Genomic DNA, 24,261 nt, shown 5'->3' on the forward strand with positions numbered 1-24,261 from the left:
GTATAGCCACACACCCCGTAGCCAAAAACTAATTAAATTTTCTCAAGAAAACAGAGGCAACAAACAACCGGAATCCGTGAATAATAATCATGATATTGCTAGAAAAAATTTTACTCCGTATACTCAAAATCCGTTTACTGGTCGAGCAACCATTAAACGCTATTCACACAGGATGTTCGTTAGCAAACTGAAATAATTACTTGTTACGGTTGCCAACTTTCGGCTCAACAGATGGAATTTAAGGCTTCAGATGAATAATCATAAAAGAGCCTGGCTAGAGCAACTCTCTGAAGAAGCGCTAAAGCACAGGGCTATCAACCACCCATATCTCAAACAATTCAGCAGTGCATCCCTTCCAAACTTTCGCTATGCGGTCGCGGATTTTGCTCAACAGTACGGAGTTTATTCATCCCGTTTTGTAAACTTGCTCACTGCTGTGATTTCCAGATTGACTACCCCGAAGCACCGGAACATTCTTCTGGAAAATCTCGCAGAAGAGTCTGGACACTATGAAGAAAAAGAGCTTATAGAGCTGGAGACTCACGGGATCAGTGCAAGCTGGGTCCGGAACATCCCACACGCACAGCTGTTTGAGAGCTTCAGAAAAAGGGCGTTACACGGAACACCAGAAATAGGAATTTCCGATGATCCTGCTATATGGTATGACATGCTCTCCGGAGTATTGCTTTATGGCTCTACTGAAGAAGCTATCGGGGCTTTAGGATTAGGTACAGAGCATATCGTCAGCTCTATTTATCCTTTCATTGAAAAAGGCTTAAAAAGCCTACCCGAATTTCAGCCGGAGGATTATTGCTTCTTCTCTGTTCATACACTCATTGATGATGACCATGCAGAAAGCTTAAACCAAATCGCATTGGATTTTGCCAATACCGAGGAGGGCCGCAAGCGTCTTCGTCACGGAGTGCTTAAAGCCTTGAACTTAAGGGCCGCCTTCTGGGATGGCATGTTGGAACGTGCAATTAGGGGTCCGCAAAAGCCTCTCGAAAATCTAAATAATTATACTCAACAAGCATCTGGAGTGGCTCAGGATGAACCAGCCCTTATCAACTGAAACAATCTATAACGCCCAAGCAGGCAACTGGTTGCGATCTGAGAAGGTCCTTTTAAGTGACTTTACTGCAAGACCTCGAGTGCTTGAGGAGTTAGGAGATATTGCTGGGCAAGACATTCTGGACTTTGGATGTGGCGAGGGTTACGTCTCACGCATGATTCTGGAAAATGGTGCTCGTTCGATATTTGGCATCGATTCTTCTGCGGAGATGATCAGTCAAGCACAGGCAATGGCAGCAGAGCTCGAACTATCCACTGCCAGTTATACGGCTGCTAATGCTGTGACTTTTGACCAATTCCCACAAAAGAGCTTCGACAAGGCCATTGCTGTATTTCTTTTCAATTATCTCACGATTGAAGAGATGACTCAGGTAATGACAAAGGTTAGATCACTGTTAGCCTCCACCGGGGCCTTTGTTTTTACCGTGCCCCACCCTTGCCTACCATTTATGCGTGAAGAAACACCACCGTTTTACTTTAAGCATGGAGATAAAAGCTATCTCGATGGCATCAATCAAACTTTCGAAGGAAAAATCTGGCGCAGAGATGGAATTCCAGTATCTGTGCGTTGTGTACACAAAACCTTTTCACATTACTTCGAAGCACTCAAAGCAGCCGGGTTTAATCTTTTGCCGCAGGTGAATGAGCTTGCGGTAACAGACGAACACTTGGCATTGGACCCTGAATTCTTTGGCCCTCTGAAAGGTTACCCTCTGCATGTTTTATTTAAGGTACAAGTAAATGATTGAATTGGCTCCCAGAGAAGAGGTGTGCGCTCAAGCGTGGAAGGCTGCAGATATAGCCTCAAAATCCAACTGGAAGTTTGCTTGGCCTTCCGGCTGGCAAGAGGAAGTAAAAGCTCTTCAAGATTGGGCTTCCAATCAGGATCATCCTGTTGAATCCTTGAGAGCCGACTCAGTACCAACCCCACAGTTTGATCAACTTGCCCAACAGATCAAGCAAGAAATTGCACACGGAAGCGGTATAACCTGGATTCAGGGGATTGATGGCTTCGATCAAGATACACTCAATCTTTTGTTCTTAAATATCAGCCTGGCAATGGGGCAAACTATTGATACCTATGGCAGGTTGTACGGTATCCTGGATACAGGTCGAAGTTATAAAGATGAAGCAATTCCGGTATCACAAACTAATGCAGCTACCGGGGTACATACAGACAGCTCGCAACGTACAATCCAGCCCAATATTCTCGGCTTGTGCTGTATCACCCCTGCGATAAAAGGTGGAAAATCCAAAGTGGTCTCCGCAGCACAGGTCCACGAAGCCCTAAGAGAAAGAGAACCTGGCAAGCTCGCTCTACTCTATGATAACTATATACGCGATCTTGTCACCCCAGGCAGCGACAAGAACCTACAGAATATCCTTAACAATCACTTCCCCATTTTCAGCTACGAAAAGGGTAAGTTATCAATTCGCTATATGCGCTACTGGATTGAAAAAGGTCACCAGCGGGTCGATCAACCGCTAACCAAGGAGGTATTGCAGGCTTTAGACATGCTCGACGGGGAGCTAAACAATGAAGAAAACGTTGTCAGCTTCTATATGAACTCAGGAGACATGATATTTATCGACAACACTCGGATTCTTCACGATCGGGATGAGTTTGTTGACACACCCGAGCAAAAACGCGTTTACACTAGAGTATGGATAAATTGAGCCTCTATTAAATCACACCAATTAAATCCTTAACTGAAAATAAAGCCGAAAGGATAATTAGCATAAACTCTCTTTTCGGCTTTTAAGAATAAAAACCATCAACGCCCTTGTGATTGCCCCGTTACGACTGTTTTTCTTAGCTTATTAACATTTCTGGCCGTTTCCACTGAATCACCTGCCCACTCCTCTGCTGTCATGCAGACCTTCTTTTTGAATCTCGATCCCGTCCCTTCGCGATACTTACACACTAGTTCACTCTTTGGTTCCTCCTGTTTATCGAGGTTAGAGGCCAATTCTTCAACTTGACCGTCTTGATCAGACCCCGGCCTATTTGATACGGATGTACAACCAATAGCTAGCACCGAAAATAGAACTGCCAGGGCCAAAAAATACTTACTCATGATATATCCTTATCAATTTCCATATGAAATCCGAAGCTAAAGAATATAACATTGATATAAAAACAAGAAAAAGCTTCGATGACTTGATCTACTTGCAAGACAGCAAGATATAACACTTCTCTCAGCGCGCCTTACAATGGACAAAGAATAAAAAGGCACCATGATTTCCGCATCAAGTCAAAGCGTAAATTATTCTGCTAATATGAGCATATTCGTGGCAGCATACCACGCACGCGGCCTTCTCAGAGTGAGGGGGGATACTGCTGGCTTATGGAATGGTACCAAAACCTCTATCTATTGCCATCTCTATTCTGTGGAGTATAAAAGTCAAGACTAGTGAGGGCCCATAAGCTATAGGGCTGCTAGCAGTACTTTTCAAGCCAGGGAGCGGCTGGCCGTTCCCAGATCCAGGCCTACTGATATGAACTTTAGATACCTAAAAAAGCGTTACACAACCCCACTAAAGTCGCTTAGTCGGTGAAGTTTTTCAATAGGCTTGGCTAATAATACTTTTATTTACAATAGCCGACTGTATCGGAGATACATCTGCTCAGAGCACAAAAATATTTATCTCTATAGCTTTCCCATGAAATATTATGAAAGTCCAATTTTACTAACGTTTCCGCACATTGAACTCTTTTGGCCATAGATTCAAGCTTTGTAACTGCATTCCTCACCCCCAAGTAACGCAATTGCTCAGGATAAAACTCCGGGTAACACTGCTCATCCGGCACTAATGGCGTGCAGCCCATCGCTGCGGCCTCCATTACCGCTAGCCCCTGAAACTCGTGGTAAGCGGTAGATAGAAATACATGGCTACCACGTAAGGTTTGCCGGTAGAGATGTTCGCTTTCCACATACCCCATCACCAAAAGATTTTGGCAGAATTCCTGCTTAATCTGCTTAAACTCTTCCGGGCTGTTACGAAACGACTGGCCCATCAAGTTGAGCAAGAACTTTACCTTTTTCTCTTTTAGGCCCTGAAGAATCTGCAGTAGACGATCGGCGCCCTTGTCATACTCCCAGCGGGCAGCCCAACTGATGATCAATGTATCCTCGGTTACCTCTCCCTGATAACCCAGTCCCCACCGGTGATCCCAACAAAAATTTGTTTGTGCGCTTTTTTTGACAAAGAGCGCATCTTCCAAGGGTACAGGCAAGACCTTAGATTTGTTTTGTACTTCCTCGCAAATTCCTGTAGGTACACAATCGGGAAAACGTTTGAGTAATGTAACAGCTCCCTCAATTAAAGTGCGACGATTAAATTCTGAATTAAAAAGAACTAGGTCCCCAGCCAATGCGGTATAAATATTTAGCAATTGAGGCTCAATAGATTGGTACGCATCTGTACTCACCGGATAAGCAAATTGATTCTCATGAAAATAAACAACAGTGGGAATCCCAGCCAGCTCTGGCACTAAACCGCGTAAGGCACTGAGATCCGTCATTGAAGTTGTAATAACAAGATCCCAATCCTGCTTGAGGGCTTGCGCAGCCTCCCCTCTGGCCCAGGTCAGGCTATTTCCACGAATGCGCCAACTGAAATATCGTGGGGGCAGGGTAAGGACTGTCCACTGCCATTCGGGAAAAGCGGCAACCAGACCCTTACGCCAGCGCTTGTGGCTGTCCGCATCATAGGCCGAGAGCAATAGAACTTTCATCGAGAGTTAAACAATATAAATTAGGAATGCAGGGTTGGAAATAACTGCATCCAACCCCGAGAGCAGCTTTCAAGTAGAGAGTATCAATCGAAGGAACGCACATTCATCAGTCGCGCAAACAGGCTGGAAGTATCCCAGCGGGCACCACCGATTGCCTGCACTTCGCTGTAGAACTGATCCACCAATGCAGTGACTGGCAGCAATGCACCATTACGCTGAGCTTCCTGAAGGACAATAGCCAGATCCTTACGCATCCAATCTACTGCGAAACCGTGGTCATACTCGCCAGCCAGCATTGTCTGGGAGCGGTTTTCCATTTGCCAGCTCTGCGCGGCACCTTTGGAAATTACATCCACTACTTGCTCCGCATCCAGCCCGGAAGCCTTGGCAAAATGCAGGCCTTCAGCAAGCCCCTGGACTACTCCGGCGATGCAGATTTGATTGACCATTTTGCACAGTTGGCCGCTACCTACCGGGCCCAATAAGGTTACCGCTCTGGCGAAAGTTTCAATTAACGGATTAACTCGCTGAAAATCGGCTTTATCTCCGCCAACCATAACAGTCAACGCCCCATTTTCAGCGCCTGCCTGGCCACCAGAAACCGGGGCGTCAAGAAAGCCTATCCCCTTGTCACTGCCAATGGCTGCCAGCTCCCGAGCAACATCCGCCGAAGCAGTAGTGTGATCTACGAATAAGCTACCTTTCTCCATAGTGGAAAAAGCACCTTGCTCTCCAACCACTACCTGACGTAGGTCGTTATCATTACCCACGCAGGCGAAGACGACTTCCGCACCTTTAGCCGCTTCAGCCGGGGATGGGAAGCTTTCCCCTTTGTATTCCTCCAACCACTTTTTTGCTCGATTAGCGGTGCGGTTGTATACCCTTACATGATGACCAGCTTTTGATAAATACCCAGCCATCGGGTAGCCCATCACCCCCAAGCCAATAAACGCTACAGTTGCCATATTACCTACCCCCATATCATCCAAATCAGGACCGCACCCAGTATCAGGCGATAAATTGCAAAAGGTGCCATACCGATACGACTAATAAACTGCAGAAAAAAGTGAATACATAAGTAAGCACTAATAAACGACAACACAGCACCCAGCAGAATATCGCCCCAGGGCACAGTTTCCAGTGAAAGCAAGTCGTATGTCAGTAACAGCGCCGGCAGTGCAATTGCTGGTATCGACAAGAGAAAAGAAAAGCGTGCGGCAGCCTCTCGTTTCATTCCTAGCATTAACCCCGCTGTCATGGTTATACCTGAGCGGGAAGTACCAGGAATCAGTGCTAATACTTGGGCCAAGCCAATCAACAATGCCTTTTTCCAATGGAGTTGAGCCAATGTTTGTGTGCGCACCCCACGCACATCCGCCCACCAGAGAAGAATGCCGAAGCCAATTGTGGTCGTGGCAATAACAGCTGCTGAGCGAAGATTGGCTTCGATAAAGTCTTTGAAAATCAGCCCAACCAAACCTACCGGAATAGTCGCCAATACAATCAACCAGGCAAGCCTGCCCTCATCGGTAAAGTCCCCGCTGGCTAACCCTCCAAGCCCATCCCGGATCAGCGCCCAAATATCTTTACGAAAATAAGAAACAACCGCTATCAACGAACCAAAATGCACAGCGACATCAAATGCAAGTCCCTGGTCCTGCCAGCCCAATACCTCGGCAGGTAAGATTAAGTGCGCTGAACTAGAGATAGGCAAGAATTCAGTAAGCCCTTGGATCAAGGCCAAGACAACAATTTGAAATATTTCCATGGGTTACTTCTTAGATCGGATTTTTTGTCGTTTCTGCCAGGTGACCTCATTGCGAAGATACACAGGCTCTAATTCTTGTGCGGTCACCACCTTACCAGACAGGTATAGTGGCACAGCCAGCTGGGCAACCTCCCTCGCATGTATCAGGGTACCCAAGTCAACCCCACCCATGTGCGCCATGCGCAGAGCCTCATAATGCCAACCAGGTCCAGCACCATAAATAGGGGGTGATATGTGGGACTCTTTTAATGACATCAGCACTTGCTCAGGGTGCTGTACCGCCTCAGGCACCTGGCTTTGATGTGGTTCGCTAGCAGTGTAAATACCCCAATATACCTGCTGCATCCTCGCATCCAACATGGGCACTATTGAAGCTTCACCCCACTCAGGATGCGCTCGCCTGGCCCCTAGGGCCAAAGCAGCTAAACTGGACACCGGAACCACCGGCTTATCCGCTGCAAAGGCCAGCCCTTGCACACTACTGATAGCAATGCGCAGGCCGGTAAATGAGCCTGGCCCTCGACTAACTGCAAAAGCATCCAGCCCCGCCAAAGTCAGCTCCATTTCAGCCAACACTTCATCCACCATCGGCAACAGCCTACGGGTATGGTCCCGCTCAGCCTGAACAAAACGCTCAGAAATCTGGCCATTGCTGTAGAGCGCTACAGAGCAAGAACCAGAAGTCGTATCCAGGGCAAGAATCTTCACAACAATCTCAGACCAGGTAACTCAAAGAGAGGGATTGTGGCATGGTCGCAAGGGGGAGTCATGTAAATTAACAAAGAGCCAAAAACTACAGGGTACCTTCAATAGAAAACCCCGGACGGAGCCGGGGTCTGAGATAGCTGTTTAGGCCCAGCTATAAAGTAGGGTTTAAGTGAACTCGGGCTATGCCGCTTTCTTTGGCGGACGGCCGCGACGGGCAGCACCCGCTTTAGGCGGACGGCCCCGGCGGGCAGGTGCTTTCTTAGCTGTTGCAGCTGTAGCCTTTTTGGGACGCCCTACCCTCTTGGCCGGCTTGGCCGCGGTAGTAGCTTTCTTTGGGCGCCCTACACGCTTGGCCGTCTTGGCTGCAGTGGCTTTCTTAGGCCGACCTGCTTTTTTCGCAGAAGTCGCTTTCTTGGCGACCGCCTTTTTGGCTTTTTGTGCTTCCGCCTTCAGCTTGGCAGCGGCTTTCTTCTCAAACTCTTTGGCTTTGGCTGCGGCTTTCTTCGCCGCAGCCTTTACCTTAGCCTCTGCCTTCTTCTCCGCAGCCTTGATCTTCTTGGCGTGGGCCTTATCGCGAGTCTTTTTCCAACGCGCTTCAAACGCCTTTAACGCGGCAGCCAGATCTTTATCCGCCTTGGCAGACAGGCTATCAGCCAGAGTGGAAACCTTTTCTTTGGCCGCAGCCTCTGCTAGACGCACAGCATCCATAGCCTTGGCTTTGGCGAGATTCATCTTAGCCATTGCCAGCTTGGCGCGTAACTCCTTTGCCTTGCTATTGGCAGTAGCCAATGATGTTTTTGCTGCTGCAGAATTACTTTTTTGGGCCCGTGCTTTTGCTTTCGCAACACGATCTAATTGCCCATCAAGTGATTTACTCGCCGCATCAACCGCCTTTTGCGCTTTCGCGACTACTGGCGACGCTGCAGTCGAACCAGTTGCCTTCTTTGCACGCGTACTCTTTTTTACTACTCTTGCCATCCCTTGTCTCCTCACTGAAAAGAAGAAGTACATCCAAAAGTGTGCCGGCAGCATTGCCTGTTTGCTATCGAATAAAAACTGCAACGGGCTGTTTTTATCACTTATGCAGAGCGCCGCACCGCCAATTTCGATACAACTTTATCAAAGTTAATAAAAATATCCGGCATTGCAAGTAAAAAAGCGAAAAATGAGAAATTTTTCAGCAAAAAAGTATGTTTTTCTTATCAAATTTCTCCTAAACGGCTTTTTCAGGCCGCTGATAGAAATTATTTTGGCCCAAACAACTTTTCTTCAATGATCGCGGCAAGCGCTTCGATATGATCTTCACGCAAATTTAGAGCAGGAATATAACGATATTCACTGCCTCCAGCATTGATAAAATTAGCGCGATTCTCTACCGAAATTTCTTCCAGAGTCTCCAAGCAGTCTGCTGAAAATGCCGGACAAATAACATCAACACTCTTTACTCCGCCCTTACCCCACTCAATCAGCGTTTTATCGGTATAGGGTTGCAACCATTCAGCCTTACCAAACCTTGACTGGAAAGTGACTTGCCACTGCTCTTGTTCAATTTGTAATTCTTCTGCCAGAAGTCGTGCAGTTTCAGTGCAATGTCGATAATAGGGATCCCCTTTATCAACATTTGCTTTTGGAATTCCGTGAAATGACAGCAGTAACTTTTCTGCCTGCCCTTGAGCCTGCCAATGCTCGCTGACTGAGTTCGCAAGGGATTTAATATAGAGGGGGTGGTGGTAATAATCCCGAATCAATGAAATATCCGGAATATCACGACTTTTGCGAAAAATTTGCGCCACTTGATCGTAAATTGCGGCAGTGGTCGTAGCTGAATACTGTGGATATAGCGGTAAAACAGTGAAAGTTTCACACCCTTTTTTGCGCAAATCACCAATCACATTGTCTAACTGCGGCTCTCCATAAGTCATCGCATACTCGACCACCAGATCATGGCCATTATCACGCAGATACCCCTGCAACAGCTCGGCCTGACGACGCGTATAGTAAAGAAGTGGCGAACCTTCAACTGCAGCACCATCAGCACTGCAATTCCAAATCTCTTTATAGGCGGGCGCAATGCGCTTGGGGCGAAATGGCAAAATGAAGCCATTCAGTATCGCAAGCCACAGTGGACGAGGAATTTCCACTACCCGGGGATCGGAAAGGAATTCCTTCAAGAAACTTCTCACCGCTGGCGCAGTTGGCTGTGCAGGAGTGCCCAAATTCATCAAAATTATCGCACTGGACATAGAGGGGCCTGTCTGAAAAACAAATTTGCCAAGAAAAACTGCCGGCAATGTTAATGACTGAAGAAATAACTACAAGAGAAAAGGCTTTCCTAAATACCAGCAAAGGAGCTGTCGGGAAGAAATGAAAAAGCCCCCAGGTGGGGGCCTTTTAGAGTAACTGTCACTGAAGCAATCAGCTCAGAGCTTCAAAAACCTTCTCACGTATATCATCCATACTGCCCACTCCCATTACTTTTGAATACTTGGGAGCAGCCTCGGGAGAGCGGCTTTCCAGCTCGCGGTAGAAACCAACCAGAGGAGCAGTCTGCTCATGGTAAACAGCCAGACGCTTGCGCACAGTTTCTTCAGTGTCATCACTGCGCTGTATGAGTGTCTCACCAGTCACATCATCCAGTCCTTCACTCTTGGGCGGGTTATAGACAATGTGATATACACGGCCAGATCCTTCATGCACACGGCGACCAGATAGGCGCTTAACGATTTCCTCATCGTCAACAGCGATTTCCAGTACATGATCGATATGGATATCTGCATCCAACAGGGCCTGCGCCTGAGGAATAGTGCGAGGGAAACCGTCAAACAGGAATCCATTTGTGCAGTCTGACTGGGCGATACGCTCCTTTACCAGGGCAATAATCAGGTCATCAGAGACCAGCTTGCCGGCTTCCATAATATCTTTCGCCTGCAAGCCGAGAGGTGTGCCTGCCTTCACCGCTGCACGAAGCATATCGCCGGTGGAGATCTGCGGAATGCCGAACTTCTCTGTTATGAATTGTGCCTGAGTGCCTTTGCCGGCTCCCGGCGCCCCCAAGAGAATAATTCGCATGTTCAGTTAGCCTCCAAAACTGTCGACGCACCAATAGAGCCGCCGTGCCAAAAGAGCGCTACCTTACACGCAGACCCCAAATTGGGCAAGATTGCTGCTAATGCGAGGCTAATCCCGCAAGATATCCGCCCCCCTTTCGAGAGAGAATCATTGAGCAGAGCCCGGTTTCTCCTCCGCCTTGGCTCTATCCCAAAGCTGATCCAGCTCCTCAAGGTTAGCGTCAGCTGGTCTACGCCCCTGAGCCTTCAGGACTGCCTCTACACTTCCAAAGCGTCGCTCAAACTTTCGATTGCAGTGGCGTAGTGATGCTTCCGGGTCTTCTTTCAAGTGACGAGCAGCATTTACACAGGAAAACAGTAAATCGCCAAGCTCCTCCCTGGCATGCTCACGATCTCCAGTTTCAACAGCCTCGCGTAGCTCTGCAACTTCTTCCTCGATCTTGTCCAGCACGCCACTAATATTCGGCCAATCAAAACCCACTTGGGACGCACGCTTCTGTAATTTGGCCGCACGCGTCAATGCTGGTAGCCCTACCGTAACACCGGCTAGAACTCCAGACTCGCCTTTGGCATTACGCTCTTCAGTTTTTATCGCTTCCCAGTTCTGCTTTACCTGGGCTTCATCCACAGAACCAGAGTCATTGTCCCCATAGAGTTCTCCACTGGGAAAAACATGCGGATGACGGCGTACCAGCTTGCGCACCAGAGTATCGACTATACGTGAAAAATCGAAATAGCCCTGCTCACAACCAAGCTGTGAGTAGAAAATCACCTGAAATAACAGATCACCGAGCTCTTCATGGAGGTGTTCGTAGTCCTCAATTTCAATGGCCTCAGCTACTTCGTAGGCCTCTTCGACCGTAGAAGGAACTATGCTGGCAAAAGTCTGCTTCAAATCCCAAGGGCAGCCGCCGTCCGGGTTACGCAGCTGGGCCATCAGGTGAAGCAGGTCCTCCACCTTGTATTTATCTTGCACCTACCCCCCCTTATTCAGCGCAACATGCGTCTCTTCGCCAACGCTACATTAGGCAGGCGATTAATGCGATGCAGCACGTAACTCAATTCTTCAAAGTTGTGAATTTCAGCAGTCAGCACCATTTCAACGGTGTGCTTATGCTTATTGGAATGAGTCTGCATAGCCGTGACATTAATTTTCTGACTATCCAGCATGGCGGTGACATCTCGTAGCAGACCAAGGCGGTCATAAGCCTCAATAATGATTTCTACCGCGTAGAGTTCACGCGGCTTTTCCGCCCAGTTTACTTGCAGAACGCGCTCTGACTCCTCCGCCTGCATCCGTAACATATTGGCGCAGTCCTTGCGGTGAATGGAAACCCCGCGCCCGAGGGTGATATACCCCATAATTTCGTCACCGGGCACCGGGTTACAGCAACCGGCAATATGAGTGAGTAAATTACCTACTCCATCAATATAAACATCTGTCTTACCCTCACCACGCGCGACCGATGCGGTAAGAGATGGCACGCGCTCAGCATAATCAACTTTGACCATACGTTGGGCGGTATTTAATACCTGCCCTACACCGATATCACCCGCGCCTACCGCTGCATAGAGGTCATCCAGCGAGTGCATGTTCAGTTTCGCTGCTAGCTTCTCAAAGTCAAAGTCACTCAGGGCCAGTTGTTTAAACTCGCCATCAAGTATGCTGCGGCCATCGGCAATATTCTGGTCACGTGCCTGCTGTTTAAACCAGTGAATAATCTTGGCACGGGCACGCGAGGTAGTGATATAGCCCATCCCCGAGGACAGCCAATCACGACTCGGTGCCTCACGTTTACTGGTCAGGATTTCTACCTGGTTGGCAGTCTGCAATTCGTGGTTTAGAGGGACAATCCGCCCGTCCACTTTTGCTCCACGGCAGCGATGACCAATTTCAGTATGGATTTTATAAGCAAAATCCAGCGGCGTAGCCCCACGGGGCAAATCCACCACATGGCCATCCGGGGTGAACACATAAATACGTGAGTCCCCTTCGCCGGTCTGCAGATCGTCCTGCAGAGGGTTGCCTCCCACCTCTTCGTGCCAGTCGAGCACTTGGCGCAGCCAGGAAATCTTCTGCTCATAGCTATCCTTGCTCTCACTTTTCAGGTCAGTACCCTTATAGCGCCAATGGGCGCAGACACCATATTCGGCTTCCTCATGCATAGCAAAAGTACGAATCTGGACTTCCAGCACCTTGCGCTCTGGGCCAATAACCGCTGTATGCAGAGAGCGATAGCCGTTCTCCTTGGGAGAGGCAATATAATCATCAAATTCATTGGGGATATTGCGCCATAGGTTATGCACTATACCCAATACCGCATAGCAATCTCGCACTGTAGGTACAAGGATACGTACAGCGCGGATATCATAAACTTGGGAAAAGCCGATATTCTTGCGGCGCATCTTACGCCAGATACTGTAGATATGCTTTGCACGGCCGTAGACATCTCCCTCAATGTCTGCCTTAGCCAACTCTTTGCGCAGAAGCTCCAACACCTCATCAATATACTTCTGGCGCGCCAGCCGCTTTTCATCCAGCAAGCGGGCAATCTGCTTGTAATCGTTTGGCTCCAGGTAGCGAAAAGAGAGGTCTTCCAATTCCCATTTGATATGACCAATACCCAACCGATGGGCAAGCGGCGCATAGATATCAGCCACCTCCCGCGCCACTCGAGTACGCTTTGCCTGTTCTACATTCTTCGCTGCACGAATTGCACAGGTTCGCTCCGCGAGCTTGATCAGAGCGACTCGAACATCATCCACCAGAGCTACCAACATGCGGCGGATATTTTCAGAGTGCTCTTCTACAGCACCACTTTTACGTTCATCTCCTGTATCTGCGCTGCGACTGCGAATTGCCGCCATTCGCAACACCCCTCGGATCAGCTTGGCTACTGTCGAACCAAACTCTTCCTCGACACTTTTAATTGGCATGCGCTTTTCACGCACAGCCCGATAAAGAACAGCTGCGACCAGAGCTTCTGAATCAATTTGCAGATCCGCCAGAATCTCTGCCATTTCCAGGCCAGTAGCAAAACTACTTGCGCCTTCCGCCCATATGTTTTCCGCTTCAATAGCCCGCTGTTCCGCTTCCGCGCTCACTTCAGCGGCGCGGCGCAGTTTTACTATCGCAGCGCCATCCAGACCCGCCAATTTCTGTACATGACGAAGCCAAGACTCCAGGTCGAGTTCGCTCTCACCTCCGAAGGAATGATGTTTTCTGACTTGAACCATGTCTTACCGGACCGAAACAGGTATTTGGAAACTTACTGGCACTCCCCACCCAACTACGAAACTGCAGTGCCAGGTAAATAAAGTGTGTATAGCCCTTAAAGGAGCGCTTCTATCATAGGTTTGAACACACTAAAGTCCACGATTTTCTTTATATTTTTCAACAAGCTGCGCGAAATTCAGCATTCTTTCGCAGCAGCTTGTCAAACTTGACAAGAGAATAGCTGCGAATACAACCAGCCCTCTGGCTGGACAGTCACATAAAATACTTGTAAAGAAATGCCCACGTGTAAAAGTAAAAGCCGACCCACAGTACAAACCATTTGCAATAAAATTTTGTTTTGTAGATTTTCAAAAACCAGCATTAACTAAGAAATGGCCCTTCGAAAAGTTTCTGCCAAAAGATTAAACACTCAACAAATGCCCCCAGACAGCCTAAAATGGCTTCATCTAAAAAAGTCCAGCAAGTGAGGAATTACTCAGTTAAAAAAATTGGGAATGCAACCAAGGAAGTAAAACCGAATTTACTAAAAAGGAGTAAATTTTATTTTGTGAGAAAAATTAATTGGGAAAAAAGGAAAAATATACGCGTAATGTTTGCTGAGGAACAGCTAGGCTGGCAATAAGGTCTCACCAGCCTGAAAAAAATTTACTGGTTAAACAGTCCTGAGGATAAATAGCGATCTCCTCGATCACAAATAATGGCAACGATAATAGCGTTTTCCACCTGGGTGGAAAGTCGCAGCGCACCAGCTACAGCGCCACCCGAGGAGACACCACAGAAAATACCCTCCTCTCGCGCCAACCTCCGTGTCATATCTTCAGCTTCACTCTGATCCATATCGATGACCAGATCCACTTCTTCAGGGACAAAAATCTTTGGCAGATAAGCTTGAGGCCAACGGCGAATACCGGGAATACTGGACCCATCGGTTGGTTGCAACCCAACAATCTGGATCTCCGGATTTTGCTCTTTCAAAAAACGACCACACCCCATAATGGTGCCGGTTGTTCCCATAGACGAAACAAAATGTGTTATTTCTCCTCCTGTCTGCTGCCAAATTTCTGGGCCTGTGCCCTCGTAATGGGCTAGAGGGTTATCAGTATTGGCAAACTGATTTAGTACCAGCCCCATACCGTCACTCTGCATTTTTAGCGCCAAATCACGTGCGCCCTCCATGCCCTGTTCCGCGCTGACCAGGATCAATTCCGCTCCGTAGGCAGTCATGGATGCCTTGCGCTCGGCTGTAGCACTATCAGGCATAATCAGGATCATACGGTAGCCTTTTATAGCTGCCGCCATCGCCAGGGCAATGCCGGTATTGCCGCTGGTTGCTTCGATCAGGGTATCACCAAGCTTGATCTGTCCCTTGGCTTCAGCCCGGTTAATCATGGAAAGTGCCGGACGGTCTTTGACAGAACCAGCAGGATTATTCCCTTCCAGCTTAAGCAAAATCGTATTGCTGGTATCACCAGGCAGGCGCTGTAATTTAACCAGTGGAGTATTGCCTACACAGTCAGCAATTGTGGGGTAATCCATAGTGCATCCAGTTCCAGACAGATATTGCGGCCGGACAGTTTACCTGAACGCCTACACATCGCTAAATACCAACTCTGTATGTGGACTATATAGTCGGGTTATTACGAAATGACACTCTCGAGGAGAAACAATTTCTTCAACTCTTTACATGAGAGTGCACCACCTGATCCATATAGGTAAAATGGGGAAAAAATAATCGCACAAGGCCCTTCTTTCACCATGGCCCCCAAAAACTCAATTCCATCCCTGCCAGCCCCCGGGGAATTGCGTTCACTGCGCTCCACTATGTTCCGTTTTACGGTTGCCCCGGCACTGATCCTGGCAATGACTTTGGCACTGGTCTTTACTCTGCAACAGATGCATGACCGGCGCCAGCTGCTACTCAGCCACGGGCGGGCCAGTGCAGAACAACTTGCAGAACTCATCGAGATGAGCGGAGGGCACCCGACCGAACTGCGCATGGAATGGCTGCGCAAAAGCTTATTGGCCTTAATGCTAGAGAAGGACATGGTGCGTTCGGTGCATATCTATTCCACCGAAGCGAGCAAGAAACTCCCATTGGACCTGGCGACGGGACTGGGTCTACTGGCTAGCGTCGGCCCGCGCCCACGAACCCCAATAACAAGTGAGCAGCTGCAAAGGCGCGAGCCATTTATTTTTGAGGATGACGAAAGCTTGCAGGTATTGCAGCCCCTAAAGGGTGATATTACCACCTGCTGGATTAGTATTGAGTTGCACCGCCCCTATTTCCTGGTGGGCACTTACCAAGTGATTCTTGTAGGGCTGGTCGGCTTGATTATCTGCACTCTGGCAGCGCTGGCCTGGTCGGTAATCCTCTCTGAGCGATTTGCCCACAGCCTCGTCCGGATGGGGCAAGTATTACAGGCCATTGGGCGCGGAGAGTTCGACCGCCGCACTCACGAAATCGAGAACCGGGAACTCGCCCAATTGGCGAAGCAGATTAATGAAATGGCCGAGGGCCTTTCCAGCTATCAACTCGAGTACAAGTCTAATTTAATGCAGGCTATGGACGATATGCGACAGTCCCTTGATAGTATGGAGGAGCAAAATATTGAGCTGGATCTGGCTCGAAAGAGAGCTCAAGAGGCCAGTCGAATCAAGTCTACCTTCCTGGCAAACACCAGTCACGAGATCCGCACCCCCTTAAATGGCATCATCGGCTTCACCAATTTACTGCTGAAAACCGAGATCGACGAATTACAGCAGGACTACCTGCAAACCATCCTGCGCTCGTCGGAAAACCTGCTCACCACTATCAATGATATCCTGGATTTCTCCCGCATCGAATCTGGCAACCTGGTGCTCGATCATATTCCCATGGATCTGGGGCAACTATTGGAAGAAACTCTACAGATCCTCGCTCCTTATGCCTACGAGCATCACTTGGAACTAGTGCCACTGATTGACCCCCAGTTACCCTCTACACTGGTTGGCGACCCTTTACGCACCAAGCAAATACTGACAAACCTGTTGGGCAATGCTGTACGAAGCTCTGAAAATGGCAATATACCTGTACGCCTTACGGTACAAAGCAACAATGATTCTGAACTGGTGCTGCGTATCAGTGTTACCGATCTCGGCAACCGCATAGATGATGCTGGACGTCGCGAGCTACAGCAGATTCTCAATACCAAGACACCGCAACATGCACAACAGATCAGCGCCAACGGCCTCGGCATGTCTATTGCCCGCAGCCTGGTTGAGCGCATGCGTGGCAGCACCGGCCTGGAGAAAGCGGCTAACGACGGCAGTACCTGCTGGGTACAGCTGACTTTGGTCCCCGAACGCAACCGCGGCATACCACCTAGGGTAATGTTCCCCAATTGTCGCATCCTGATTGCCGACCCCAACGAACTCACCCGCACCCAGGTAGCACAACTGCTCAAGCAGTGGCAGGTTGAACCCGTGGAGCTCACCGATACCGACACGCTTCAACCAGCCATTGAACAAATGTGGCGACACGACGCACTGCCTGATGCAGTGATTATCGATACTGCCATCGCCAAAGGGGATTTCGACAGCTTCAGTGTCAAGGTGCAATCCCTAGTGGATGCTTACCAATGTCGAGTTATTGTTCTTGGAGCCCCGGCTGAGCTTCGGCGTTGCTACGAGCAGCTTCGCACCCGAACACTTACCTTCCTGGGCAAGCCGGTAACTAGGGAAAATCTGTTGCGCGCATTGAAAAGGTCAGTGCCGCAACAAAGCCAGCAGCGCTCCAGTAGCGGAGCCATACCCGCCCTCCCCTGGCCCGCCCCGCCACGGGTCCTCGCAGTCGATGATCACGCAGCCAACCGGCGCCTAGTTGGTGAACTACTACGTGCCCAGGGTGTCGAGGTGGTTATTGCCGCTAGCGGTCAGGAGGCCCTGCAACACTGGCAACAGAGTACTTTCGATCTTGTCTTTATGGACATCCAGATGCCCGGTATGGATGGTATTGAAGTTACTCGCTGTATCCGCGAACGGGAAGCCGGCAAACGGACACCAATTATCGCCCTCACTGCCCACGCAGGTGCCGAGGAAAAAGCTCGATTGTTATCCGCAGGACTGGATGACTATCTTAGTAAGCCCGTGAGCGAGGCCCAGCTATCCCACATGATCAAACGCTGGCTGAAACTTATCACACCGCAAGTGGTGGAAAAGCTGAATTTCAACAAGATGCGGCTTGTAGATATTGGCGAGAGCCTGACTCTAGCCAATGGCGATGCCAAGCTGGCCAGGGATATGTTGCAGATGCTTGTGGATGGGCTGGCTTCCGATGAGCGTGAACTTGAACGCCTACAAGTCATCGGTGACTTCAAAAGCATGTTTGAACTAACCCACCGAATGCACGGGGGGTGCTGTTATTGCGGCGTTTCCAGGTTGCGCGAAGCCACCTGTGTTCTGCAGGAAGAGTTGCGCACACAAAAAGATGATGAGCCGGCAGGGATTGATCGTCGTAAGCTGGATGCTGTACTGAGGGAGATTCGCGCTCTGCGTGAGTGGGCCTCGGAGCAAGACCTGGATACGCTTTTTGGACTCGAGGTGGCCTAATGCCTCTCGAAAATCACAAAAGCTAAAGCTGCATCCTTCTCATCGGAAAGAGACAGGTGAATCACGTCAACCCCCATAGCGCGAGCGCGTTGCTGCGCTGCGCCACTCAGCAAAACCTGAGGGGCTGCCCCTTTACGCCGGCGTATCTCAATATCCTGCCAGGAGACGCCTTCACCAATACCTGTACCTAATGCTTTGCCCAAAGCCTCTTTAGCGGCAAAGCGTTTGCACAAGTAGGCCGCACGATTAACCTCAGCCAGGTCAGCAAAATCACAGCGTTCACCATCGCTCAAGATACGCTCAACAAAGCGCCCACCATGGCGCTTCCAGACCGCGTCAATACGCTGGTAATTACAGATATCTGTACCGATACTAACAATCACTTCCCATAGACCTGTTTAAACAATTCGCGGCTCTGCAGTGGTTTATCACAAAGTAAGCTACGTAGTAATAAGCGAGTCAAACGCTTCGCGGGGGCCAACAACCCTATCGGCCAGTGCCCATCATCTTGCGCCCTTGCAATACCCAGCAACTCGGCTCCACGAAATTCACTATCGCACAGCACTCCGCCCTGAGGCCGAAATATTGAAACAAAACCCCGCTCAAGTTCGAACCGATAACAACTATCCGCAACCACCCCCCCCTGACCACCAGCACATTGATCCAGCGGCGGACAACTACCAAGCTCAGTGAGCAACCGTAGCTCAAAGCTACGTAGCGGGCCTTCCATCTCTGTGCTGTCACTGCCACCCAAGTTAGACAGTATCTGCAGCAGCCCCTGATAAGCGGCAAACAATGCATAGTGAGCCTCCCCTTCCGGTAACAGCCTTACCAGCAACTCATTGGAATAAAGGCCTCCGTATACGGCCCGCCCTTTCAGCCAAAGTGGACCACCGGCATTTTCTACCGGGCCCAGGGTCTTCAGTGGCCCATTACCTAGCAGGGAGACCAGCAGAGGTGAAAATGGTTGTAGGGCTTGCCGGCGTCGCTGCTTGTCCCTACGCGCACCACGAGCAACACAACTGATTCGCCCAAAATCTGGTGTGAGTAATTCCAAAATCAGACTGGAGTCTCGATAGGGGCGGGAGTGCAGGATATACGCCGGCTGTGCCGGCGGAGGTGTATTCATACTGTCAGCAGCCAGGCAAAGACCTGTTACTCATCGCGATAGCCGAGACTGCGCAGGGCTCTCTCATCATCAGACCAACCGGACTTCACCTTTACCCACAAATTCAGCATAACTTTACTGTCAAACAACCGCTCCATATCCTCACGTGCCTGGCTGCCGATTTGCTTGATACGCTCACCTTTGTTCCCAATAATGATTCGCTTTTGCCCAGAGCGCTCTACCAGGATCGCGGCACTGATATGCAGAATTTTGCCTTCCTGTTTAAACTCCTCAACCTCAACAGTCACCTGGTAAGGAACTTCAGCTCCCAGCTGACGCATAATTTTTTCACGCACAATCTCCGCAGCAAGAAAGCGGGAACTGCGATCGGTCACCTGATCTTCCGGGAAAAAGTGCTGTCCCTCTGGCAGGTGCTTGAGAATCACCTCCTCCAGAGCCTCTAGATTGACATTGCGCAACGCCGAAATAGGTACGATTTCTGCCTTGGGATGCTGCTCTGCCAAAGTCTGCAGTTGTGGCAAAAGTTCTCCCTTATCCTCCAACTGATCTACCTTGTTAACTGCAATAATCAGAGGGCATTTCAAACCCCGTAGCTTATCGGCCACCAACTGATCGCCCTCACTCCATCGAGTGCGCTCCACGACAAAAACCACCACATCCACATCCCGCGCAGCACTGGATGCAGCCCGGTTCATATAGCGGTTAATCGCTTTCTCTTGATCCGAATGCAGGCCTGGCGTATCCACAAAAATAATCTGGTTGGGGCCCTCGGTTTTAATACCAAGCATATTGTGGCGGGTGGTCTGTGGCTTACGTGAAGTAATCGCCAGCTTTTGTCCCAGCAAATGGTTCAAAAGTGTGGATTTGCCCACATTGGGACGACCTACAATCGCGACATAGCCGCAGCGAGAGGGTTGTTCGCTCAAAAAAGTTCTCCGAAAAAGTTTGGAGGCGCCCGGGAAGTCCGGAACCAGCTCACCCCCAGTGCAGGGGGCTGTCATTTCGAGACAGGCGGGGTTACGCCTTCTCAACTAGTGTAAGGTTAATCCTGGCCGGTAAGCTGCCTGTAAGCTTCTACAGCAGCGATCTTTTCTGCGGCGCGACGACTGCTAGCCTCTCCTCGAGCTGGTTGTGCCAGACCGCTGACCCGACATTCAACGATAAAGTGCTGGGCGTGTTCAGCGCCGGAGACATCCACCACAGAATACTCCGGCAGTGGCTTCTTGCGCCCCTGCAACCACTCCTGCAGACGAGTCTTCGGATCCTTTACAGTTTCCAGGGACAGGCCTTGCAGCCGCGGGGCAAACCACTCCAATACCCTGGTGCGCGCAGCCTCTAGACCAGCATCCAGGTAAATAGCACCGATCAGGGCTTCCACCGCATCAGCCAGAATTGAGGCGCGCCGAAAACCGCCGCTTTTCATCTCACCTTCGCCAAGGCGCAGGCAGTCTCCAATATCCAGCTCACGAGCTAGCTTTGCCAGGGTTTCTCCGCTGACCAACTGCGCACGCAAACGGCTTAACTGCCCTTCCCTGCCCTCGGGAAACTGTTCGTAAAGCGCAGCCCCAATAGTAAAACCGAGAATAGAATCGCCAAGGAATTCCAGACGCTCGTTATTGCGGCTGCCGTGGGAGCGGTGTGTCAGCGCAAGCTCTAACAGATCACCTTGTTCAAACTTGTAGCCGAGACGCGTACACAGGCGCTCCAGTAAAAGATCAGTCACGTTTACGGAATTGCTCCAGATCTACCAGTGGATCACAGCAAAGCTCCGGCTTGGCCGTGTCGAGCTGCTTGTTAAACTTCATCACGACATCGATGTTGTAAATCAACGGCTGCCGCAATTCATAATTTATACTGACCACAGTACTCTTAGCGCCGCGAACGACTTGCAGAGCCTTGGTGGGCTCTCCTCGCACATTGTTGATCAGAAAGTAGCGACCCATCTCTTTTTTGATCTGGCCCGCTGTCATATTTTCCAATTCCGGGTTTTCACCCAGGGTTTTTAACGCTTCGTTAACGTAGCGCGCATCCACATAAGCCGGTGCCATTTTGGATACGCAGGTTAGAGCAAAGCCAAGCACCGCAATAACCAATAACCAGCCCCAATAGCTCATACCGCGCTGGCGCTCCATTGAAATCCGGATAGCACTACCCATAATTATGCCCTCAATCCTTATCGCCGACGCACTGTCGGCCAGTTCTCATTATTGGATAGAGCCTACACGTTTAAAACTGGGCAAACTGAGCAGTTTGTCCCAATGCATCCAGATAGCAAACGCCTTGCCTACCACATCGCGCTCAGGCACAAACCCCCAGGCGCGACTGTCGAGACTGTTATCGCGGTTGTCGCCCATCATAAAGTAGTGGCCTTCAGGCACTGTGCCGCTAAAGTTTCCATACTCTCCGGGGCTAACATTTTTCGCCATTAGGTGACGCTGGCCGTAAAGGTTCTCCCACATAATCTCAACCTTAGGATTAACCGGTGGGAGCGCCTGAATTAACTCCTGTGGCGCCAGCTCTCCATTTACATAGAGCACGTTATTTTTCAATTCGATCTTATCACCGGGCAAGCCAATCACTCGCTTGATGAAATAGGTATCGTTCATGTGTGGTGGGAAAAACACCATCACATCTCCGCGCTGAGGCTCACCGATATCCACCACTTTCGTCCGGGATACAGGCAAGCGCAGACCGTACTCATACTTATTCACCAGAATAAAGTCGCCAATCTGCAAGGTGGGGACCATAGAAGCAGACGGAATCTGGAAAGGCTCGACAATAAAGGAGCGCAATACAAATACGATAGCCAGAATCGGGAAAAATGATTTAGCGTATTCAACAACAACTGGGTCTTCCTGCTGAGCGCCAGCCTCTTTCTTGCGACGACGAGCGAAAAACAGACTGTCCACCAGCCAGATCCCGCCACTGATTAAAACCAACCAGAGCAGAATCAGAGGTAAATTAATATCCATTGCGAGTCTCTATTATCCTTGATCTCAATAGCAGGCACGCCCACTACTGGTCCACCTTCAATACAGCCAGGAAGGCTTCTTGCGGCACTTCCACACGGCCTAACTGTTTCATACGGCGCTTACCCGCTTTCTGCTTCTCCAGCAGTTTTTTCTTACGGGTAACATCACCACCATAACATTTTGCGGTCACATTCTTACGCAGGGCTTTCACCGTAGTCCGTGCAACTACCTGTCCACCAATCGCCGCCTGGATCGCCACATCAAACATCTGACGAGGAATCAGCTCTTTCATCTTCTCCGCCATAGCGCGGCCCTTCTGCTGCGCATTTTCGCGGTGAACAATCAGGGCCAGGGCATCAACCCGGTCACCGTTAATCAGGATATCCAGACGCACCAGTTTTGCTGCCTCGAAGCGTACAAAGCTGTAATCAAGGGAGGCAAAACCACGGCTCACAGACTTGAGGCGGTCGAAGAAGTCCATCACCACTTCGCTCATTGGCAGCTCGTAACGCAGGGATACCTGTGAACCAACGTACTGCATATCTTTCTGGATTCCGCGCTTCTCCACACAGAGAGTAATTACGTTGCCCAAATACTCCTGCGGTACCAGGATATTCACCTCGGCAATAGGCTCTCGCATCTCCTCGATATTACCCACATCAGGTAGGCGCGAGGGGTTGTCCACCATCACCACTTCGCCATCGGTTTGTTCAACCTCATAGACTACCGTCGGGGCAGTGGTGATCAGGTCCAGGTCGTATTCGCGCTCCAATCGTTCCTGGATAATCTCCATATGCAACATGCCAAGGAAGCCACAACGGAAACCAAATCCGAGGGCATCAGATGTCTCGGGCTCATAGAACAAAGAAGCATCGTTTAGGGATAGCTTCTCCAGCGCATCCCGAAAGGCTTCATAGTCGTCTGAACTTACGGGGAACAAGCCGGCATAGACCTGTGGCTTAACTTTCTGGAAGCCCGGCAGCATTTCAATTTCATCGGCACCCTTGGCATGAGTCAGGGTGTCACCCACCGGCGCACCATGAATATCCTTAATACCGGCCACCACAAAACCTACCTCACCAGCGCGCAAAACACCGGTTTCGTGGCGCTTAGGGGTAAAGATGCCGATACTGTCCACCACATGAGCGCGGCCAATAGATTTGGTAACAATCTTGTCTTTGGTTTTCAGGGTTCCCTGCACTACACGAACCAGGGATACAACTCCCAGGTAGCTATCGAACCAGGAATCAATAATCAAGGCTTGAAGAGGCGCATCTACATCACCCTCAGGTGGTGGTACCAGTCGCACCAAGTCTTCCAGGACATCTTCCACACCCAGGCCTGACTTGGCACTGCACCGGGTGGCATCGGCGGCATCAATGCCGATGATATCCTCAATCTCCTCAGCAACCTTTTCCGGGTCTGCCTGGGGCAAATCCATCTTATTGAGAACTGGAATAACCTCCAGCCCCTGCTCAATAGCGGTGTAGCAGTTGGCAACTGACTGGGCTTCCACCCCCTGGGCCGCATCCACAACCAGGAGCGCACCCTCACAGGCTGCCAGAGAGCGAGAAACCTCATAGGAGAAGTCCACATGTCCTGGCGTATCAATAAAATTCAGCTGGTAGGTCTTGCCATCCCGCGCCTTGTAATCAAGCGTTACGCTTTGCGCTTTAATGGTAATTCCGCGCTCGCGCTCCAGTTCCATACTATCCAGAACCTGTTCGGCCATCTCCCGGTCGGAGAGTCCCCCACAGTCCTGAATAAAGCGGTCAGCCAGGGTAGATTTCCCGTGGTCGATATGGGCAATAATGGAGAAATTGCGGATATGAGAGAGATCTGTGGCCACTGCGGAATAAAAACCCTTGAAAAATCAATTGATTAGCTGGCAACCATGCCAACTGTGTGGCGCAAGTCTAACAGAACTCATGGATGTAGGTGAGAGGCAGGTGACCCATTGGGCCACCATTCGCCTCTCACC

The 24,261-nt window shown here is 49.9% G+C and carries 22 protein-coding genes; 4 read left to right on the top strand and 18 right to left on the bottom strand.

Annotated features, from left to right (window positions below; translation table 11 throughout):
- The first annotated feature begins 250 nt into the window (after positions 1-250).
- The 3 genes from ACJJJB_RS12280 to ACJJJB_RS12290 are packed head-to-tail and all read left to right on the top strand — an operon-like array spanning position 251 to position 2,748.
- Positions 251-1,072, top strand: coding sequence for an iron-containing redox enzyme family protein (locus tag ACJJJB_RS12280; protein WP_445364995.1), 822 nt, complete (start codon positions 251-253; stop codon positions 1,070-1,072).
- Positions 1,050-1,820, top strand: coding sequence for a class I SAM-dependent methyltransferase (locus ACJJJB_RS12285; protein ID WP_445364996.1), 771 nt, complete (start codon positions 1,050-1,052; stop codon positions 1,818-1,820). The genes ACJJJB_RS12280 and ACJJJB_RS12285 overlap by 23 nt, the downstream gene beginning before the upstream one ends.
- Positions 1,813-2,748, top strand: coding sequence for a TauD/TfdA family dioxygenase (locus tag ACJJJB_RS12290; protein ID WP_445364997.1), 936 nt, complete (start codon positions 1,813-1,815; stop codon positions 2,746-2,748). Before ACJJJB_RS12285 ends, ACJJJB_RS12290 begins: the two co-directional genes overlap by 8 nt.
- 98 nt (positions 2,749-2,846) lie before the next feature.
- On the opposite strand, the gene ACJJJB_RS12295 is transcribed toward ACJJJB_RS12290, so the two are convergent.
- The 11 genes from ACJJJB_RS12295 to cysM all read right to left on the bottom strand — a co-directional run bounded on the left by ACJJJB_RS12295 (position 2,847) and on the right by cysM (position 15,128).
- Positions 2,847-3,149, bottom strand: a complete 303-nt coding sequence (locus ACJJJB_RS12295) for a hypothetical protein (RefSeq protein ID WP_020413443.1) — start codon at positions 3,147-3,149, stop codon at positions 2,847-2,849.
- A 512-nt stretch (positions 3,150-3,661) separates the two neighbouring features.
- Positions 3,662-4,810 (bottom strand): tRNA-queuosine alpha-mannosyltransferase domain-containing protein, encoded by a 1,149-nt coding sequence (locus ACJJJB_RS12300; RefSeq protein ID WP_445364998.1) that lies wholly within the window; start codon positions 4,808-4,810, stop codon positions 3,662-3,664.
- 83 nt (positions 4,811-4,893) lie between these two features.
- A complete protein-coding gene (locus tag ACJJJB_RS12305; RefSeq protein WP_282952894.1) occupies positions 4,894-5,775 on the bottom strand; it encodes an NAD(P)-dependent oxidoreductase in 882 nt (293 codons plus the stop codon).
- Between the two features lie 5 nt (positions 5,776-5,780).
- The gene (locus tag ACJJJB_RS12310) at positions 5,781-6,578 is read right to left on the bottom strand and encodes an undecaprenyl-diphosphate phosphatase (protein ID WP_445364999.1); all 798 of its coding nucleotides are present in this window, start codon (positions 6,576-6,578) and stop codon (positions 5,781-5,783) included.
- Positions 6,579-6,581: 3 nt separating this feature from the next.
- Entirely contained in the window at positions 6,582-7,286 is a 705-nt protein-coding gene (gene tsaB / locus ACJJJB_RS12315) for a tRNA (adenosine(37)-N6)-threonylcarbamoyltransferase complex dimerization subunit type 1 TsaB (protein ID WP_020413447.1), read from the bottom strand.
- A gap of 180 nt (positions 7,287-7,466) precedes the next feature.
- On the bottom strand, positions 7,467-8,264 hold the full coding sequence (locus ACJJJB_RS12320; protein ID WP_020413448.1) for a hypothetical protein: 798 nt from the start codon (positions 8,262-8,264) through the stop codon (positions 7,467-7,469).
- A 266-nt stretch (positions 8,265-8,530) separates the two neighbouring features.
- Positions 8,531-9,529 (bottom strand): ferrochelatase, encoded by a 999-nt coding sequence (hemH, locus tag ACJJJB_RS12325; RefSeq protein ID WP_020413450.1) that lies wholly within the window; start codon positions 9,527-9,529, stop codon positions 8,531-8,533.
- 172 nt (positions 9,530-9,701) lie between these two features.
- Positions 9,702-10,355 (bottom strand): adenylate kinase, encoded by a 654-nt coding sequence (gene adk / locus ACJJJB_RS12330; RefSeq protein WP_020413451.1) that lies wholly within the window; start codon positions 10,353-10,355, stop codon positions 9,702-9,704.
- Positions 10,356-10,502: 147 nt separating this feature from the next.
- Positions 10,503-11,330: a nucleoside triphosphate pyrophosphohydrolase gene (gene mazG / locus ACJJJB_RS12335; RefSeq protein ID WP_020413452.1), complete on the bottom strand. Its 828-nt coding sequence runs from the start codon at positions 11,328-11,330 to the stop codon at positions 10,503-10,505.
- 14 nt (positions 11,331-11,344) lie between these two features.
- On the bottom strand, positions 11,345-13,591 hold the full coding sequence (relA, locus tag ACJJJB_RS12340) for a GTP diphosphokinase (RefSeq protein WP_020413453.1): 2,247 nt from the start codon (positions 13,589-13,591) through the stop codon (positions 11,345-11,347).
- Between the two features lie 646 nt (positions 13,592-14,237).
- Positions 14,238-15,128, bottom strand: coding sequence for a cysteine synthase CysM (gene cysM / locus ACJJJB_RS12345; protein ID WP_020413455.1), 891 nt, complete (start codon positions 15,126-15,128; stop codon positions 14,238-14,240).
- Between the two features lie 219 nt (positions 15,129-15,347).
- Here cysM and ACJJJB_RS12350 point away from each other — a divergent pair, with 219 nt between their 5' ends.
- On the top strand, positions 15,348-18,179 hold the full coding sequence (locus ACJJJB_RS12350) for a response regulator (protein ID WP_020413456.1): 2,832 nt from the start codon (positions 15,348-15,350) through the stop codon (positions 18,177-18,179).
- Here the strand turns inward: ACJJJB_RS12350 and acpS are convergent.
- The 7 genes from acpS to lepA all read right to left on the bottom strand — a co-directional run bounded on the left by acpS (position 18,176) and on the right by lepA (position 24,129).
- On the bottom strand, positions 18,176-18,562 hold the full coding sequence (gene acpS, locus ACJJJB_RS12355) for a holo-ACP synthase (RefSeq protein ID WP_020413457.1): 387 nt from the start codon (positions 18,560-18,562) through the stop codon (positions 18,176-18,178). The genes ACJJJB_RS12350 and acpS overlap by 4 nt on opposite strands.
- Positions 18,559-19,308 (bottom strand): DNA repair protein RecO, encoded by a 750-nt coding sequence (gene recO, locus ACJJJB_RS12360; RefSeq protein ID WP_020413458.1) that lies wholly within the window; start codon positions 19,306-19,308, stop codon positions 18,559-18,561. Before recO ends, acpS begins: the two co-directional genes overlap by 4 nt.
- A 26-nt stretch (positions 19,309-19,334) precedes the next feature.
- On the bottom strand, positions 19,335-20,234 hold the full coding sequence (gene era / locus ACJJJB_RS12365) for a GTPase Era (RefSeq protein WP_026305091.1): 900 nt from the start codon (positions 20,232-20,234) through the stop codon (positions 19,335-19,337).
- Positions 20,235-20,350: 116 nt separating this feature from the next.
- Positions 20,351-21,031, bottom strand: a complete 681-nt coding sequence (rnc, locus tag ACJJJB_RS12370; RefSeq protein ID WP_020413460.1) for a ribonuclease III — start codon at positions 21,029-21,031, stop codon at positions 20,351-20,353.
- Entirely contained in the window at positions 21,024-21,464 is a 441-nt protein-coding gene (locus ACJJJB_RS12375; protein ID WP_282952884.1) for a DUF4845 domain-containing protein, read from the bottom strand. The genes rnc and ACJJJB_RS12375 overlap by 8 nt, the downstream gene beginning before the upstream one ends.
- Positions 21,465-21,512: 48 nt before the next feature.
- Entirely contained in the window at positions 21,513-22,280 is a 768-nt protein-coding gene (lepB, locus tag ACJJJB_RS12380; protein WP_020413462.1) for a signal peptidase I, read from the bottom strand.
- 43 nt (positions 22,281-22,323) lie between these two features.
- Positions 22,324-24,129: a translation elongation factor 4 gene (gene lepA / locus ACJJJB_RS12385; RefSeq protein WP_020413463.1), complete on the bottom strand. Its 1,806-nt coding sequence runs from the start codon at positions 24,127-24,129 to the stop codon at positions 22,324-22,326.
- Positions 24,130-24,261: the final 132 nt, after the last annotated feature.

It is taken from the genome of Microbulbifer variabilis (assembly GCF_052468405.1).